The following is an 18,002-nucleotide window of genomic DNA, read 5'->3' as shown; positions in this document are numbered from 1 at the left end:
TAACGATTTGCTGATTGTAAGCCACTTGGACCTGATGCAGTGAACACTAATCTTGAATTTCTTCTGCAGAAGTAAAACGTAAAACGGGAACAAATTATAGTATATGCAGAAATTTCCTCTTCTAATCTTAATAATCATATTTATAATGCGGCCTTCGATTTCGGTCAGGTTGGAGATCCGAGAAAAAAATAACCTACTTTAACAGCTGATAAGCAATTAATGCAGCGAAATAGGCCATGACTGTCATATAAACCAGCTGAATGATAGGCCATTTCCAACCCTTGGTTTCGCGGTAAACAATTGCCACGGTACTCATGCATTGCATTGCGAAAGCGTAAAATAACATCAGCGAAACGCCAGTTGCAAACGTATAAACCGGCAAATTGGTTCGTGTATTTTTTGATGCGGCCATGCGTTTTCGGATAGTAGAGGTATCTTCATCTCCACCGTCAACGCTATAAATGGTAGCCATAGTACCTACAAAAGCTTCGCGGGCGGCAAACGATGTAATTAGCCCAATGCCGATTTTCCAATCGTAACCGAGTGGACGAATGGCAGGTTCAATCCAATGCCCAAGAATGCCCACATAAGAATTTTCGAGCTTTTCTGTTGCGATTAATGTTTCAATATGGGTTGTGTTGTTAGTCGTATCTGCAAGTGCTGCTTCATATTTTTTATCAATATTTTCAAAACGATCTCCGGGGCCAAATGTCGCCATTACCCAAAGGATAATAGAAATTGCAATAATCACTTTCCCGGCTTCTATTACAAAGGTTTTCGACTTCTCATACATGGTATAGAAAACGTTTTTCCACCTTGGCATTCGGTAAATGGGCAGTTCCATGATGAAGTAGGACCGCTCTTTCGTTTTAATGATAATTTTCATTACCCAGGCAACCAATACCGCTGCAATGATACCTACCAAATACATGATCATTAGCGCTAAACCCTGCATGTTGAAGATGCCTAACACGTTCTCTGAGGGGATAATTAATGAGATAATTAGAATGTACACTGGTAACCTTGCGGAGCAACTTACCAATGGCGTAACCATAATGGTAATCATTCTGTCTTTCCAGTTTTCGATATTTCGAGCGGCCATAATGGAAGGCACAGCGCAGGCCAAGCCACCTATCATTGGAACTACAGATTTACCATTTAAACCCACTTTGCTCATGATTTTATCCATCATGAAAGTAACACGAGCCATGTAGCCTGTATCTTCTAAAATGGAAATAAAGGCAAATAGAATAGCAATTTGAGGTATGAATACGAATATTCCCCCTAAACCAGCAATAATTCCATCGAGCACTAAATCGGTAAGCATGCCTGCTGGTAGATATTTGTGACCAAGTTCAGTAATGAAACCAAAACCGCTTTCAATCCAATCCATCGGGTAGGCCGACCATGCAAATATGGCGTTAAAAATTACAAAGAGGATCAGTAGAAAAATAGCAAAACCCCAAACTTTGTGTGTTAAAATTGCATCGAGTTTATCGCTAAAAGAGAATTTTTGCGCCCTGCCGCTATCTGTTACTACACCTGATAGAATTTTACTTAAATGTTGGTAGCGAACAACCGTTTCTGCTGCCTGGATTTTCGACGATTCGAAATGGTGCGATTGTTCTATATGTTCAATTTCTTCTTGTTCTTGAGGGCTGAAGAAAGTTAAATATTCGTGTTGATGCAACACCTGTAAGGCATAGTAATCGTTATCAGAATTCAATTTGGATTTTATGGCATCAATTGCGGCAGGCGCTAAACTATTCACATCAACATCCTGAAATTGTGTGGCAATTTTAGTGGTATTGGCGATGGCTTGTTTCAAACGGTCGATACCAATATTATTCCTTGCAGAAATGGATACTACCTGGATGCCTAATTTTTCTGAAAGTTTATTTAGATCAATACTGATGCCTTGTTTTTCGGCAAGATCAATCATGTTCAACGCCAGGACTATTGGAATACCCAAATCGGCCACCTGCGAGTACAAAAGCATGTTGCGTTTTAGGTTTGAGGAGTCAGCGATAAGCACAATAACGTCCGGATGACTACTGTTTTCTCTGTCGGCCAGTACCTGAAAAACGATGCTTTCATCGCTGCTTTTCGGATATAAGCTATAGGTTCCAGGCAAATCGATAATTTCGGCCTGTTTGCCATCAAGCATTTTCATAAATCCTGTTTTTTTATCAACAGTAATGCCTGGGAAGTTTCCGATTTTTTGATTTAACCCCGTTAAACGGTTAAAGAGTGTAGATTTACCTGTATTGGGATTACCAACTAATGCAACTTTAATATCCAAACCAGCTTATTTATTGAATGATAATAACATCAGCTTCGCTTTTGCGCAAACATAACTGATATCCAGCAACTCGAATAGCCATCGGATCGCCGAGCGGAGCAAAACGTTCTACTTCTACCACCTCGCCAGGCAAGCAACCCATTTCCATTAATTTAACAGATAAATCAAGATCTGTAAATGAAATGATGGTGCCCTTTTCGCCTACTTTTAGATTGGAAAGTTTCATTTTATGATCTTTGTTTACTCGTATTTCGTACCTTCTGAGTTCTTGATCTCTATCATCCCTTTACTCTTAGGTTATTCATTTGCTGAATGAGGCGCAAGTTACCCTTTCTTTAGATTTATTCCAAATAACGGCTGTTAACATTGCTGTTAAAAATCTTGTTTTACTAAATAATGATTAATTACGTTGTCGGCCGCCGCCAAAACCTCCTTCATCTCCACGTCTTCGGCCTTCGCCACCCTCATTTCCTCTGATTCGATTTTTGCCGCCCATTCTATTAAGCGAATAAGTAAATGAAAACATGAAATAACGTTTAAGCACATTAAAGCTTACATCTTGTATGGTGTTGTTGTTTGCCGTTCTGCTTATCCCCTGATTTTCATTTAACAGATCGTTTACCGCTGCTTTGAAAGTACCACGGTTTTTAAAAAACTGTTTGCTAATGTAAGAATTTACCAAAGTGAAATGAGTGTCAAAGGCTTCTCCGCGACCGGTATTCTGATTATAATCGGCATCTACAGACCAGCGAATATCGCCAGGGAAAAGATAACTTACACTTACATTTGGACTGAAGGTGTAGAAACGGGTATTGGAATTTGGTTGAACAGAATAAGTAGCACGGTTGATTGAACCATTAACGCCAGCCGTTAAATCAAGCTTATCCAAATTAGAAACCAGGCGGTACCCGTTGGTAATAGACCAGCTGTTTGTGATATTTCTTAATGAATTGGTGAAGTTTACATCGCGATCGTAGTTGCCCGAAACGTTAATGTGGAAGTTAAGTTTATTCTCGCTCATTAAAGGGAGGCTTAATGATGAAGACACGCTACCTGCATAAACGCCGTTTACGTTTACTGGCGTGATGGCCAGCTTGCCTTGATCTGGTCCACTTTGAATTAAACTGCTGCTGTTGGCTATTTTATTTGAAGTTTGGGTAAGGTTGATATTTACAAAAAGCGACCTGTTTTTGCCCACGGTGAAAGTGTTGTAGGCAATTCTCAATGTATTATCAAATTCAGGCCTTAAATGGGGGTTGCCGACCGGAATATTTTGAGTGTTGGTATTGTTAGGAATGGGTTGCAGTTGCTGTATAGTAGGCTGATTGGTTCTGCCACGATAATTGAAAACCAACCTTTTACTGTTGCTAAAGTTATACCTAAACATAGCCGATGGCGTGTAATTAAATACATTCTGCTTTAGGATAAATCCACGGGTAATGTTGTTGTTCGTTCGATCGGTATTTTGAACTGCCATACCGGCATTCCAATTGTATTTTTTTGCTGATTTATTGATACTAAAGCCCGCCGTGTTGGTTAAAATGGTATTTTCGTAAGAATTACTAAAAGTTTGATCGAGCAGATCGTATTGCAGGGTTGCGGGATTGAAATTGTATGTAAACCGATCTGATGTGTTGTGGTTATATCCGTTTTGATAATTCAGCTCGAAACTTAATGTATTGCTCAGTGGTTCGGTGTATACCAAACGTGTATTTTGGTTGATGGATTCACTTTCCTGATCGTTTAACTGGTTGGTGCGTTTTTGAGTGGCTACCGTCCCTTCAATTCTCGTCTCAGGATTATCATTGTAGTTTTCACTGTCGTTGTTGTTAATGTTGGTATTTAAATTCAATGATAATGTTCTGCCGCGACGCATAAATTTTTTTCTTAGCAAAACGTTATTACTAATGGAAGGAGATGTACCGTGATTGATTAATGTTTGCGAGCCATTAATGCGGTAAGTATTGTAATCCCGGGTATATTCACTAAAATTTAAGGATTCGTTATTAGTATAACTGATGTTAGGCTGGATCCTTAATGAAGTAAGTGAGTCGATTTTGGTATCAACCATGAAACCCAAACGGTGGTTCAATCGCTCTGAATTATTTGTTTGATTGTTATTAAATATTGTGGTCACATCACCCAGAAAATTTTGGGTAACACTGTTCCTCAGTATTAGATTTTCAGATTTATTAACGAAGTAGTTAACGCTTACTTCTGTTTGATCGGAATAAGTATCGTTATAATTAAAACCTGCAGCTTTTGTATCGGTTATGCCACCTCTGCCTCCATTATTCCCACCATTTCCACCGCCTAAGCCGCCACCGAAGTTTTGTTTATTTACGTTATTGAATTGAGCAATTACGCTTAGCTTCCTATCCTGATCAAAATGGTTGATATTCGCATTGATATCATATCGATCGTCTGAGCCATAACCAGCTGTGGTATTTCCGAAGTAACCGTTTTTCTTGTCTTTTCGAGTGGTGATGTTAATGATTTTGGTTCGAGTTCCATCATCAATTCCAGTAAATTGAGCCTGATCAGAAAGTTCATCGATAATCTGAATTTTATCAATCATATCGGCGGGTAAGTTTTTGGTGGCCAATAGCGGATCATTGCCAAAAAATTCTTTTCCATCTACCCGTACTTTAGTAATGGTTTCACCTTCAGCTTTTACAGTTCCTGCCTTGTCTACTTCTACACCTGGAAGCTTTTTTAGTAAATCTTCTACTACTGCATTTTCCACCACTTTAAACGAGCTGGCATTAAATTCCAGCGTATCCTTTTTTACCACAATCGGTGGAACCTCCGCTTTAATCTCAACGGTTTGAAGATCAATCGCCCCGCCTTCTAAAATAATATCTCCAACATCAAAATTCGGTTTGTCAGCTGTAATCGCGAAATCTTTTGTCGTGTTTTTCAAGCCCAGAAAGGCTGCATATATCCGGTAGTTGCCGGGTTTAAGACCCTTCAAAATAAATTTTCCATCTTCACTAGTACTCACCGCACCAACCATGCTCGAGTCTGACAGATTTTTAACGGCTAAAGAAGCATAATCGATTGGTTTTTTATCTTTTGATTGAAGTACACGGCCACTTACAGAACCATTGTTTTGGGCGAAGGCATAGCATGAAAATAAAATACAAATTAGGGTAAAGAGTTGTTTCATTCGGTTAGTCTCCTGGTTTAAAAATAGAGACTAACAACTATATTAAAGGTTTATTTGGTGTAAGTAACAATTGAAATACATAACTGTTGATTTAACAGTTATAAATTGTAACTAAAAAAGTCTCGGCTAATAAACCGAGACTTTAATAATTTCTTGACCTTACATTCTCATTCGCTGACCGCCGCCACCACCTTGGTTTGGCATCTGCATATCGCCGCTCATATTTCTTCCGCCGATGCGGGTTAATGAGTAAGTGAACGAAAACATAAAGTATCTTTTTAAAACATTGTAATTTAAATCGGTGATGGTATTGTTGGTAGCTGTTCTGCTAATCCCTTGATTCTGGTTAAAAGCATCATTTACCGCAACTTTAAATGTTCCTCTATTTTTAAAGAACTGACGGCTGATGTAAGAGTTTACCAGCGTAAACTCGGTATTGTATCCTTCACCACGGCCAGTGTTTTTAATATAATCCAAATCAATAGCTAAACGGATATTTCCAGGGAACATATAACTAATATCAAAACTTGGATTTAGCGTATAAAAGTTCGTAGTTTGAGCAGGATTAGCGGAATAAGTGGCCCTGTTGTATGTCCCGGAGATACCTCCGGTTAAATCAAATTTATCAAAATTGGTTACCAAACTGTAGCGATTTGTTAATGCGTAAGTATTGGTGATATTTCTTACTAAATCTGCAGGGTTGTTATTGGCTGTAGTGAAGTTTACGTTTCGGTTGTAATTTGCATTCAACGATGCATTTAAATTTAATTTACGTTCAGGGAGAAGCGGTAAACCTACATTTATGCTTCCACTACCCGAATAAACACCATCAACATTTACATAGGTAGTTCTGATTTTACCAAAATCCACATCACTTTGGTCTGTAACCAATTGACTACTGTTTCCGATGGCGTTGAATGTTTGGCTTAAATTGATGAAAGCGAAAAACATCCTGCTCTTTGCAAAGTCGAAATTATTGTAATTAATGGTTAAATTATTGTTGAAAGCTGGTCTCAATAAAGGGTTACCTACAAACACACTTTGTGTATTAGTATTATCAGGGATTGGCTGAATTTGATTGATACTTGGCTGTTGTGTATTCCCTCTGTATCGAATATTTAATCTTCTGGCATTACTAAAGTTGTACCTGAAGTTAGCTGAAGGCGTTAAATTAATAAAATTTTGACTTCTAACTATACCAGTAGTAACATTCGTGTTTAATCGGTTGGTTTGTTGTGCAGCAATACCAATATTCCAGTTGTACTTTTTCTCGTTTGTGGTGTAACTTACGCCTGCTGCATTTGTTAAAGTCTGGTTTTCGTAAATGTTGGTATAATCTAAATTAACTAAATCATACTGTCCGCTTGCCGAGTTAAAATCCAGAACTTGTCTGCCTTGATTATCATGAGCATAGCCATTTTGGTAATTTAGCTCCAGGCTTGTTGTTTTAGAAAGCGGCTCGGTGTAAACTACTCTTGCCGTGTTATTAATCGAATTACTATTTACTTTATTCAACTGATCAATAAGTGACGGAGTACTAACATTATTCACCGTGTTACTTTCAGATATATAATTGTAAGTATCTGCATCATTGTTATTAATGCTGGTATTTACGTTTAATGATATCGTTCTGCCACGTCTTTTGAATTTCTTACGAATCAATAAATTATTAGCAATGTTTGGCGTGGTTGAATTGCTAATATAACGCTGATCTCCAGTGCTTGAAGTAGCGATTAAATTTCTGTTGTAATTACTTAAGTTCGTTGCATCAGATTCTGTGAAAGAAACATTTGGCTGAATCTTAATTGTTGTTGATGAATCCAGCTTGGTATCAATCATGAAATTAAACCGGTGATTGATTCGATCTGTATTGTTATCTGCGGTATTGTTAACAGTAGTAATCGAATTACCAAGTAAATTTTGGGTAAAACTGGTTTGCTGGTTGGATACATCCGATCGGTTAAAAAAGTAACTTCCTTGAATCTGGGATCCGTCTTTATAGGTATCGGCAAAGTTTAAACCGCCAGCATTGGTATTGGTAATACCTCCGCTACCGGCACCACTACCGCCACCACCAAAGTTGCCACGGCCACCGCCGCCAAAACCATTTCCAACACCGTTACCCTGGCCGAAGCTTTGTTTGTTTACATTGTTAAATTGCCCAATTACGCTGAATTGTTGGTCATTATCGAATTTGTTTACGTTAATATTCGCATCATATCTTTCATTGGTTCCATAGCCGATGCTGCTATTACCAAAATAGCCTTTTTTCATTCCGGCCTTAGTAGTGATGTTCAAGATCTTGCTTCGGGTGCCATCATCAACGCCCGAAAATTGCGACTGTTCAGACATTTCATCAATCACTTGAATTTTATCGACCATATCCGCAGGAAGGTTTTTTGTAGCCAAAAGTGGGTCGCTTCCGAAAAACTCTTTACCATCCACCTTAACCTTGGTAACCGTTTCACCTTGTGCTTTAATACTTCCATCTTTTGCCACTTCCACACCAGGGAGTTTCTTTAGCACATCTTCCACTACAGCATTCTCTCTAACTTTAATTGATTTGGCATCAAATTCTAATGTATCGGTTTTAACAACCACAGGAATATTTGCTGTTACATTTACATCCTTTAAGTCAAGTCCATCATCAGTCATGGCAATTTCGCCCGCATTAACAGTGGTTTTGGCTACTTCAATATCTTTAGTAGCGGTTTTTAAACCTAAAAAGGCTGCGTAAATGCGGTATTTTCCTGGTGCGATGGCTTTAAAGCTAAACGTTCCATCGGGATCGCTTTGGCCAGAAGCCACAACTGCCGAATCTTTTAAACTTCTTATCGCGATGGTTGCGTAATCAACTGGTTTTTTATCTTTAGAACTGATTACTTTGCCAGTAATAGCGCCGGTATTTTGAGCTTGAGCTTGAGCGAGGTAGCCGCAAAAAATAAGAACAATAAAAATTGCTCTTTGAACGTTCTTTTTCATTAGAAAAAATTAGATATTAATACAAAACTAAGCTATCAGACTAAGCGAAGTTTAAAAGGTTTGGTTAAGATGTGTTAAATGCTTGGTAACATTTTAAATACAGCATATGGAATGTAGCTGTAAGAGGTAATGGAGCGATAGGTCTATCTAATTTGAGAAGGATAAGTTTTATGATAAACTTTTGGACAGTTATTAAATACAGCATATGGAATGTAGCTGTAAGAGGTAATGGAGCGATAGGTCTATCTAATTTGAGAAGGATAAGTTTTATGATAAACTTTTGGACAGTTACAACCTTTTTTGAAAACATTGCAGCCACTTAAGCTTAAGCATGCACCAACGATGATTAAACTAAGTATTTTTTTCATCAAGATTTAATTTGTGAAGTAATATGTAACTAAATACGGCCATCAAAGCACCCAACATATCACAGCCAAAATCCCACCATTCTGCCGAGCGATACGTAAAGACTTTCCACTGTAAGATTTCGATGGTACCGCCGATAATGGCATTAATTAAAATGATTTTAAAAACAGTTAACGTTCTAAAACCATAATTATTTTGATATTTTATTTTGCCATAAAATAATAATACAGAAAGTACAAAGAAGAAGCCCAAGTGTGCCATTTTATCAAAACCCTTGAAGAAAAATCCATCTCCTTCTGAATCGGGTAATTTGATATTACAAAGCACCAAGACAACAATTGTCCAGAAGATGGCCCATTTTTGTCGTTTCAGTGCTTCGTACAAAATATGATAAATTAAGCGCCTACTAAAGCTTGGTAAGCTTCTGCAGTTAATAATTCTTCCACTTCAGCTAAATCAGATAATGAAACTTTAACCATCCAACCCTTACCATAAGGGTCGCTATTTACCAACTCGGGATTATCATTTAATTCTGAATTGATTTCTAAAACAGTACCTGTTACTGGCATGTATAAATCTGAAACTGTTTTTACCGCTTCAACCGTACCGAAAACTTCTTCTTTAGTCACTTCAGAGCCTACGCTGTTGATGTCAACATAAACGATATCGCCCAATTCGCGTTGTGCAAAATCAGTAATGCCGATAAAAGCTTCGTTGCCTTCAACCTTAACCCACTCGTGGTCTTTAGTGTATTTTAATTCTGATGGAAAATTCATTATTTTTTAACTTATTGATTATGAGTATTTTGTGTTAGTTCTATATTAGGTGTTGCACACATAATTGCAAACATTTTTTCATTTGCTCATAATTCTAAGTATGTCAACGGCTCAAAAATACAATTTAGTTTAACCATTCGCAACGACTGAAAAATAACTTTTATTTATTCAGATGTCTCCATCCATTTGATCAAATCTGATAGTTTGAAATACAGCTTACCAAGTTTTTTGAAATGTGGGATTTTCTGTCTGAGTGTCATCATTCGAATAGCGCCAGGTGTCATGCTCAAAAATGCTGCGGCATCATCAACTTTAAAGTATTTTGCATTGGCATCATCACCAATTTTCAAAGCCTGCTCTATTCTTTCAAGCCGTTGCTCTATAGCGATCAGTTGCTGATTAATTATTCGAAAGGATTTTCCATTTGATAAATATAAAAGTATGTCAGCATCAGGCGCACGCGTTAAGATAGTGGATAATTCAGCATACTGTTTTCTGCGCATATGTAGTGACCGCCGTTAATTCAAACATGTTAGCTAGCGAAATTTTAGAGGAATTTTTGTTTTAAACTAAATCACCCCATCAATGTTTATATCCTATCAGATCACTTTGGGTAAATGATGAGACTTTTTTAGGAGCGACTTAAAATTCATACAAAGAAAAGATCTATGGTCCGTGATAAGCCTAAAAATGCATACTAATTCCTTAAAGAACTGGCCTAGCGCAAAGCAAAGGTTAAGACCTAATATAAACTAAAGGCAATTCTGGTGATCTGATATTTGATATTCTTTCTGGCAAAAAAAGAACAAAATCCCTTAGATAAAGTGAGCTGGTATGTAGGTATCGACGTTTCCAAGGCAACATTTAATTATTGTATAAGATATGATGGAGAGAAAGTAATTAATGGTAAATCAAGCAATAATGAAACTGCGATTATAGAACTCATCGACTCAATGAAGCTACTACCAGGCTTCAAAATCCCAAAAGCAGTTTTTGGTTTAGAACATACAGGAATTTACACTATAAAGGGATCAAGCAAAAAAGTTGGGGAGTAATCTTAAGCATAAATTTTAGATAACCTGAATAGAAAGAATTTCACATTTCTCACACCTCTGAACTGTGCTCTAAAAGCCTTTATCTTTGCATTGAAAGATTCTGCCGAGGCATTGGTTGATCTGTTATCAAAGTAGTTTAGTATCGTTTCGTAGTTGTTCTGGATTGTTCTTGAAATTGTGTTAAACGATTTAAATCCAGCGGATTCTACTTGATTATACCAAATGGCCAGCTTTTTAAAAGCAATTATCCTGTCCTTGGATGTACTGAGTATAGTGGACAAGCCCTGACTCAGTTTATAGGCCTGTTCAAGATCAGGATACAAACCAAATAAAAGCTCAGCCCGATGTGATTGTGAAGGTGTCCAGTTGACCTCCCGCTTGAATAGCAGATATCTGCTTCTTGCCAGCAATTGTTTTACAGTGTCACCATTTTCCAGCAATTCCGGTACCCAGCGTTTTTTTACAGCCTTGGCCAGCTCCATTTCCTTATTTTCCTGTTCTATGGCCTCCCATCTATGTCTTATCCTTATTTCCTGGACGCCTTCGGTAGCCAATTGCTGTACGTGAAAGCGATCAGAAACCAGTTTGGCCTGAGGGAAGCATCTTTTAACTATACGCGACATTGTTGGAGCAAGATCAAGAGTAACTTCTTTCACTTTTCTGCGCAGGCCCACCTTGATCTGAGAGAGGACTTTGATCACAGATTCGCTTTCGGTTCCTTTAATAATGGCAACAAGGGCACCTTTTTTACCTTTTGCAGCCTTATTGGTCAGAACGGTATACAACTCTCCCTGGGACAGGCTGGTTTCATCTATGGAAAGATATTCTCCCATATTTTCAGGAAATAGAAGCCAGTCTCCAGCATGTTCCAACTGATCCCAAACGGTAAATCCACTCAGATGGCTAGCATACTGCTCCTCAAGACGTTTGCCGTCAACACCAAAGAAATGACCTAGCGTTTTACAGCTTATTGGGCTTGAATCCAAATAGCTTTTCAAAAAAAAATGCAAACTCGGTAGTCATCTTGGTACCATCGGCAACCAGGTTCCAATCCCTGAAAACAATCTGTTTTGTATTGAGATTTTGCCACTTGCGCCGCTTTACCTTCAAAAAACAAGGTTTTCCACGCAAAGGAAAATCACGAACGGTGATTTCATCGAAAAAGCCCTTAGAAATCAACTTTTCACCTGAATACTCTTCGGGATGAATGTTTTTCTCTGAAAGATAAATATGGTAAGAGCCTTCAGAAAGTTCGAACTTATCTAGTTCAAAGTATTCAGTTAACCCTTCTGGTAGTATAAAAGATAATATTGAGCTGTCCAAAATAATAATGTTGAACAAAATTAAATAAACTTCTCAACTCCCCAACTTTTTTGCTTGATCCCTATAAAGCTTTTGAAGCAATTACATAGACTAAAGGCGAATGTTGTATTAGAACCTGCTACTCGTATAAAAAATTCACTCGGACTTTTACGCGGCAAAACCGACAAACTTGACGCAGCTAGAATTGCGAAGTATTTAATTAGAAATCATCCTTATCTAAATTTATGGCATCCCAAAAGGGAAATCATAGAGCATCTAGCGTCTTTAAGCACACTTCGAGAGAGAGTAGTGAAAATGCATAAAGCAATGACTACGCCGCTGAAGGAAGATTTACAGTTTTTTGAAGAAAGAATATCGAAGAAAAATATAACACTTTGTTCGAAATCAATCACATCAATTGATGAAGATTTATTGAATATTGAGGCATTTACCAAAGAGCTGATTGGATCTGATGATAATATTAAGGAATTAATGAATATAATGCTCTCGGTTCCTGGTATTGGGCCTGTTACCGCACTTCAAATCTTAATTCACACCAATGAGTTTAAAGCCATTAATAGCGCCAGGGGATTCGCTGCCTACTGCGGAGTCGCACCTTTTGATCATACCTCTGGCACAAGTGTAAAGAGACGATCGAGAGTATCTCCAATAGCAAACAAAAAAATCAGATCATTGCTCCATAATGGTGTAAGAACTTGTATTGCAAATGACCCAGAGCTGCGGACATATTACAGAAGAAGAGTCGATGTTGACATGAAGAATAAAACGTCAATGATGAACGCTGTAAAGTTTAAAATAATCTGTAGGCTTTTTGCATGTATCAAAGATAAAAGGTTATATCTGAAGGAATATACCCATAAACCATTGATTGAAGACTAACATTTACGAACAACCCGTAGCAGGCAAAACACTATCAAAATAGAGTACACTCAATTTTGAGCACTCTCGATATTCTGGCTTGAATGTCTAGCTTTGTGAGGTTCTTGATGAAGGGCTTAATGTCAAAAAATGTCAACATCAGCAATTGAGTTTCAACATTTCTCAACAATTTGGCTAAAGGCAGCCATTAATGATTATGCCATCAATCTCATCTCTGGTCATTGATCCAATACGCATCTTCCATTTCATTAAGCGCTGGAATTTCTTGGTGGGCAATCCATTATAGTAGCGCTTAAAGTTCTTACTTGCCAGTTGCTCGTCAATATTGTTAGGACCAAACAGGTAGCCTACCAGTCTATCAAAATCCCTAATTTTCTTAGATTGGGTTTGGCACTGATAGTAGCCATCGATTTTTGATTGATGAACAAACGTCTTGCCATTAAAAAACAGCTTTCTGCAAAGCTTCTTAGTTTCGGGGCATTCAAAGAAATAGATAAAAGATTGCTGCGGTAAATTAGATTTTCTGGAAACTATAGGTATTTCATATTTGATATACTCGTCATTGCATTAGTTATTCACTATTCTACTTTTACATAGATTGGCACATCTTCGTAAGGCATGATTTTATCATCCTCAAATAAAGCCGAAATCATGACATGCTTATTCTTGAAATTGGATCTCCCATATGCATACCAGGGCGTAAAATTAATTGAACAGGTTTTACCGCCAAGCGACCACCTTCCTTTACTAACTAATTTTTCACCATTTTTTTTATGATATCTATGTACAAAGGATCCATCCTTATCTATGTCTAATGTGATGTCGAGCATTTCGCTTGTGTACGTTTTCATTTTATAGTGACCAAGAATATTAGCTTCTGAAGGGCATTTATCCGATGCGCAACCTATTAAGATTGTGATTAGTGTCCAAATAATTAACTTAAACATTTTTGCCATTGAATTAAAGGGATAAACAATCATTATGCTTCGCCATAAATCTTTTCTCTTATGCCGTCCTGCAGCCATCCGCTAAGATTTAAATGACTTGGTTTAAACTCAATTCCAGTTAATTCAAGTACTTCCACGGCCTGTTTAAATCTTTCAGAAACGAAATATCCAACACCACCATCTACCTTGTCTAAAACAAATAGATCTACATCGGTGTGAGGCAAAACATTTACCTTTTCAACGGTAATATTCCACCTTTCACCAGGCTCAGTATTTTCTATGAAATCATGAAATTGTTTTAGGCTATCGATTTGCACTACACTTTGAATGGTACCGCCTTCAGGTTTCCTCTTTCGTATTAGTGTTTGTGAACGACTGAAATCAACGAAAGTCCACCCTGTTTCCAAAGGACTAGCTAACCAGTATTCAAAGTTTAGACCTTTTTTTTCGATATCACAGGAAAAGAATTGAAACAGCGAAGGGGCAAATTCTTCGATTAATCCTTTGAAAGCTTTTGATACTAATAATTTTGGCGTAAAACCTACGGGCACAGTACTTAACAAATCTGTTAATTTAGCTTTCTTGTCTAATAAGCCGATAGCTGTTAAAGGTTCTCCGTCAAATTTTCGGAAGGAAATATTTTGTACAAAGTCGGATTTGTTTTCCCATCCTACAGGCGGAATAGAATTTATGATCTGGCCAAATGTGCCAGCAATTTTTTTGTCTAGGCTGTGTTGTATTTTATAGAAATTCATGAAAATTGCTGAAGGTTGTTGTTGAATGTTGTTTTTTGAAAAGATAAGCTGAATGTTAGAGATATGATTACCAGGGTTTTTTCTAAGTAAACTGTTAGGTATTCTCAATATACACGCCGACGTAATAACGCCAAACAGCTTTCCCAACATAAACAAAAATGATGGCTAGGACAAAAAAGATTATTCCCATTTTGTATTTGCTTATTGGTTTGAGTTTGATTAAAGCCAGAGATAAACATGAAATGACCAATGAGCTGAAATAACCAATGGTGCATATCTGGTTAAATAATGCAAGATTTTTTACGTGAATGTTGTTGGGATAATACATTTCGTCAGTAGGTATTACTAAAAAACCGCTTTGTGCTGAAAACATACCGCGTTCCATAAGATTGAATATACCTAACGGCCCACCAAACGGCATTACCAGAAATATAAATAACTGAAATGCACATAGAGAAACGCAGATGATATAAACTATTTTAAGGGTTTTCATTTATAGTGAGAACATTATTTGATAGAATAAAGGTACTCAAATTTTAGCTAACGAGTTGACATCGTTATCTTTAATGTAAAGAAAAATTGTCCCTTCACAATGAAATGATGGGTACTTGAATATTTTTATCGATACAGTTATTCGCTAGTTCCTCACAGGAGGCGCAGGTTCAATCTTGATAATCGCAGTATCAATAGTCTCAATGGATTCGCCATTTTTATATCTGTCTTTTGATAAAAACTTTCCATTCAAAAACCTATAAGTTAGTACATGCTCTTGATCAGCATAGTCATCAAAATCTTGTGGGTTTTCCTTTAAGTTCTGAATATTTATTTTCTCAGATTCCTTGTACACCTCTACTAAATATTGCTTATAATTTTTGGTTTTATAATGTTCTTGAATTAAACTATCAATATACACCTCACAATTTTTCGAGGTACAATAGTTTTCAATTAGGAAAACTGCACTAAAAGTCGGTTCATGTTGTGGTGTCAATCGCCTAGATTTTTCGTTGAAAAAAATTAGTTTTTGGCTGCGAGGTGATGCACAACCAGAACAAAAGATGATGATTAATAATACGATGAATTTGTTCATTATAGTCTAACTATTACCAATTTTCTTGTTGTAACTTTAGTCTTAAAGGGAATGTTGCCTTTTCTATGCTGTAGTACCCACCAAGACTGAAATCCATTGTGATAGAACTTTTTACTTGTAGCATCCAGTTTATCAAGCCCAAAATGATCAAAAGTTGTAACGTTAATTACCATATGAGCCCGATCTCCAGCTTTCTCGTAACTCTCTAACCTTATTTCTGAATATTCCGTATCATTCAATAATATCGTTAATCCATTAAACATATTTTGCTTGAAACCAAAAATTGGTCTTTCTCGACCCATCTCTATGTTTAAGGTACTGATGTTTTCATTAGTTGCACGTAGATGTTCTCTAATTTTATTTGCGATTTTAGCAAAAAATGCAACCATTTCAGGACTGTCCTCTGCAGTTTGATTTAATGTTGGATCTTCCTTTACAAAATCTGTTGATGTATTAATGGAAAATTGATGTATAAATCCATGAGCAACATTTCTCATTGTGTTACTTGACGCTGTGCCCCAATCAATCACATCTGTCATAGACTCCCACAATTGTGCTTCTGTCCGGCCTAAGACAACCGGATCAATACCATCAGTATTATGATCAGTGCCGTAGAGCATATCTTCAACATTGCCTCTATCTTCAGTTGCTCCAATAAGAGGGAAATTTTGCCCCGTAGGTAAGGAAGGAGCATCAAACACCTCTATACCATCAAAAGAAGGCATCGTAAAAGGTTTAAGTCCGTATACTATTGCAAATTCTTCGAAGGTTAACTTTGGATTAGGTTTAGAAAAATATTCTGCGGCTGCTGAGGCTAAGGCTTTCGCTTTTGTACTTAAGTTTTCTAATTCTAAATAATTCTTAAGATAATTCGCAAGCGGCCCTGCTTGAGGTGTGAGAATATACCCTTGAGCATATTCCGAAACATCTAAATATTCTAAGACGAAGATACCATTTGCGTTGATTGGCGCTATATTTGGACCACCAAAGCGAATATTTGCACCCTGATAATTATAACCTGAATATGAAACGTTTGTAGGGCCTCCATAATTGGAAGAAGGTGGGATATAAGTTGAAATAATTGGGCGTCCCGAACTGACAGCCTCGCCTCCACCTCCGCCTGACCCGGTATTTGCCCAACCCGCTTCGCTATCGCTACCACTACTGATGAAACGCCAGTGCCAATGAGATCCCGCATGACTGCTTGTGCTTGGGACTAACTCTGTTGGAAAGCCTAACACATGTCCTACGGCTCCAGCTAAATCGCCAAGCTTATCCCATAGCCATCCAAAAATCAATCCAGTTTGTTTATCCTTTAAAGGGGTTGTGGATTGGATTTTAGACGGGCCAACTCTTTCTATACCACCTCCTGTGTTAGGATAGAATTTCAATATATTCCTACTTATCAAAACACTATTAGAGAAATTATGTACAATAACCGTATCTGCAGATCCGTTCCATTCATACAGTTTACCGGTCCATTGCCCATTTTGGCCAAACCAGATTGAGTATTTTCCGGCACAAAATTCAGTACAAAAGCATATAGTTTACTTTCGTCTTGAGGCTGAACAAAGTAAATTTCTGGCGGATGGCTAGAAAAATAATTAGGGTTTGAAGTTGGTGTAGTTGGAGGAGGAGGAGTTCCGCCACCACCTCCAGGGGGTACAACCATGCGGTTGCTTTGGCTTTCAACTGGCAACCCTAGGCTCGCTTTAGTATGTTGCTTTAAACTATTTTTTAGATATGATGTCGGATCAGTAATGTCGTACAAAGGCACTCTTACAAAGTTCGTCCCCGCGACGGTTCCCTGTCTAGCTTTCTCCCAGTCAATAGGTAGTAATTTTACTTCAGGATTGTTGTCGAGCCATTTATCAATAGCGTCGTTTGAAATTGGATCATTTGGAGTTTCAATTTTCAGTCGATCTTTGCGACAGGCAAATAATACTGAAATAACAAAGATTAAAAGCACACTTAGTATGCGATTCGTGGGAAAGTTTGTTTTCAATTAATTTAGATTTTGGAGAGTGAAGTATTGAAATACAAACTTCGCTCATATTTTTTGTAGCATATTACTTCTAAATTTTAATTTACACGAAAAAGAGTTTTGAATTTGTAAATATTTGATAATCAAAATGTAGATATAGAATTAATTAGATCAACCTAGTTTTTATCTCAAAGTGCATCAAATTTCAAAGTAAGTTTTCCCTATTTTTAATAATATGAGCGTGTTAAAACCTTTAGAACGCTGCTGAAGGTTTATGTTAAAGGTTGTGCTTACATGGCAATGCGAAATGCAAGACCTCTCTGTATAAACTCAAGTATAAATCCTTAAATTTTTACCAGAGAAAAAATAGTTATTTG

At 37.3% G+C, this 18,002-nt stretch carries 17 protein-coding genes; 2 read left to right on the top strand and 15 right to left on the bottom strand.

The window, feature by feature from the left end:
• Nucleotides 1–193 precede the first annotated feature (193 nt).
• The 7 genes from feoB to AC3ITD_RS17285 form a co-directional block, all read right to left on the bottom strand.
• A complete protein-coding gene (gene feoB, locus AC3ITD_RS17315; RefSeq protein ID WP_489361594.1) occupies nucleotides 194–2,302 on the bottom strand; it encodes a ferrous iron transport protein B in 2,109 nt (702 codons plus the stop codon).
• A gap of 10 nt (nucleotides 2,303–2,312) precedes the next feature.
• Nucleotides 2,313–2,528, bottom strand: coding sequence for a FeoA family protein (locus AC3ITD_RS17310; protein ID WP_010600239.1), 216 nt, complete (start codon nucleotides 2,526–2,528; stop codon nucleotides 2,313–2,315).
• Nucleotides 2,529–2,702: 174 nt separating this feature from the next.
• Nucleotides 2,703–5,471: an outer membrane beta-barrel family protein gene (locus AC3ITD_RS17305; RefSeq protein WP_489361592.1), complete on the bottom strand. Its 2,769-nt coding sequence runs from the start codon at nucleotides 5,469–5,471 to the stop codon at nucleotides 2,703–2,705.
• A gap of 159 nt (nucleotides 5,472–5,630) precedes the next feature.
• Nucleotides 5,631–8,453 carry an outer membrane beta-barrel protein gene (locus AC3ITD_RS17300; protein ID WP_489361590.1) on the bottom strand — a complete coding sequence of 941 codons (2,823 nt, stop codon included), beginning with the start codon at nucleotides 8,451–8,453 and terminating at the stop codon, nucleotides 5,631–5,633.
• Between the two features lie 351 nt (nucleotides 8,454–8,804).
• Entirely contained in the window at nucleotides 8,805–9,203 is a 399-nt protein-coding gene (locus AC3ITD_RS17295; RefSeq protein ID WP_265799684.1) for a VanZ family protein, read from the bottom strand.
• 11 nt (nucleotides 9,204–9,214) lie between these two features.
• The gene (gene gcvH / locus AC3ITD_RS17290; protein WP_463484808.1) at nucleotides 9,215–9,595 is read right to left on the bottom strand and encodes a glycine cleavage system protein GcvH; all 381 of its coding nucleotides are present in this window, start codon (nucleotides 9,593–9,595) and stop codon (nucleotides 9,215–9,217) included.
• 164 nt (nucleotides 9,596–9,759) lie between these two features.
• Complete coding sequence (locus AC3ITD_RS17285; RefSeq protein ID WP_489361587.1) at nucleotides 9,760–10,098, bottom strand: helix-turn-helix domain-containing protein; 339 nt, start codon at nucleotides 10,096–10,098, stop codon at nucleotides 9,760–9,762.
• A gap of 276 nt (nucleotides 10,099–10,374) precedes the next feature.
• Here AC3ITD_RS17285 and AC3ITD_RS17280 point away from each other — a divergent pair, with 276 nt between their 5' ends.
• On the top strand, nucleotides 10,375–10,650 hold the full coding sequence (locus AC3ITD_RS17280) for a hypothetical protein (RefSeq protein ID WP_489361585.1): 276 nt from the start codon (nucleotides 10,375–10,377) through the stop codon (nucleotides 10,648–10,650).
• 2 nt (nucleotides 10,651–10,652) lie between these two features.
• Here the strand turns inward: AC3ITD_RS17280 and AC3ITD_RS17275 are convergent, their stop codons facing one another.
• Both AC3ITD_RS17275 and AC3ITD_RS17270 read right to left on the bottom strand, forming a co-directional pair.
• Nucleotides 10,653–11,636 (bottom strand): ISAon1 family transposase, encoded by a 984-nt coding sequence (locus tag AC3ITD_RS17275; protein WP_322975152.1) that lies wholly within the window; start codon nucleotides 11,634–11,636, stop codon nucleotides 10,653–10,655.
• On the bottom strand, nucleotides 11,611–11,973 hold the full coding sequence (locus AC3ITD_RS17270) for an ISAon1 family transposase N-terminal region protein (protein ID WP_489361582.1): 363 nt from the start codon (nucleotides 11,971–11,973) through the stop codon (nucleotides 11,611–11,613). Before AC3ITD_RS17270 ends, AC3ITD_RS17275 begins: the two co-directional genes overlap by 26 nt.
• A gap of 72 nt (nucleotides 11,974–12,045) precedes the next feature.
• On the opposite strand from AC3ITD_RS17270, the gene AC3ITD_RS17265 reads away from it, so the two are divergent.
• Nucleotides 12,046–12,852 (top strand): IS110 family transposase, encoded by an 807-nt coding sequence (locus tag AC3ITD_RS17265; RefSeq protein ID WP_489361580.1) that lies wholly within the window; start codon nucleotides 12,046–12,048, stop codon nucleotides 12,850–12,852.
• A 578-nt stretch (nucleotides 12,853–13,430) separates the two neighbouring features.
• Here the strand turns inward: AC3ITD_RS17265 and AC3ITD_RS17260 are convergent.
• The 6 genes from AC3ITD_RS17260 to AC3ITD_RS17235 all read right to left on the bottom strand — a co-directional run bounded on the left by AC3ITD_RS17260 (nucleotide 13,431) and on the right by AC3ITD_RS17235 (nucleotide 17,610).
• A complete protein-coding gene (locus AC3ITD_RS17260; RefSeq protein WP_489361578.1) occupies nucleotides 13,431–13,703 on the bottom strand; it encodes a hypothetical protein in 273 nt (90 codons plus the stop codon).
• A 128-nt stretch (nucleotides 13,704–13,831) separates the two neighbouring features.
• On the bottom strand, nucleotides 13,832–14,554 hold the full coding sequence (locus AC3ITD_RS17255; protein WP_489361576.1) for an imm11 family protein: 723 nt from the start codon (nucleotides 14,552–14,554) through the stop codon (nucleotides 13,832–13,834).
• A gap of 94 nt (nucleotides 14,555–14,648) precedes the next feature.
• A complete protein-coding gene (locus tag AC3ITD_RS17250) occupies nucleotides 14,649–15,047 on the bottom strand; it encodes a hypothetical protein (protein ID WP_489361574.1) in 399 nt (132 codons plus the stop codon).
• Nucleotides 15,048–15,191: 144 nt separating this feature from the next.
• Nucleotides 15,192–15,542 (bottom strand): hypothetical protein, encoded by a 351-nt coding sequence (locus AC3ITD_RS17245; protein ID WP_489361572.1) that lies wholly within the window; start codon nucleotides 15,540–15,542, stop codon nucleotides 15,192–15,194.
• Nucleotides 15,543–15,640: 98 nt separating this feature from the next.
• Nucleotides 15,641–17,032, bottom strand: coding sequence for a DUF3289 family protein (locus AC3ITD_RS17240; RefSeq protein WP_489361570.1), 1,392 nt, complete (start codon nucleotides 17,030–17,032; stop codon nucleotides 15,641–15,643).
• 14 nt (nucleotides 17,033–17,046) lie between these two features.
• Nucleotides 17,047–17,610, bottom strand: a complete 564-nt coding sequence (locus tag AC3ITD_RS17235; protein ID WP_489361568.1) for a hypothetical protein — start codon at nucleotides 17,608–17,610, stop codon at nucleotides 17,047–17,049.
• Nucleotides 17,611–18,002: the final 392 nt, after the last annotated feature.

Source organism: Pedobacter sp. KH_004 (genome assembly GCF_057840755.1).
The sequence above is the reverse complement of the archived record's forward strand: the minus strand, read 5'-3'. Positions and strand labels throughout refer to the sequence as shown.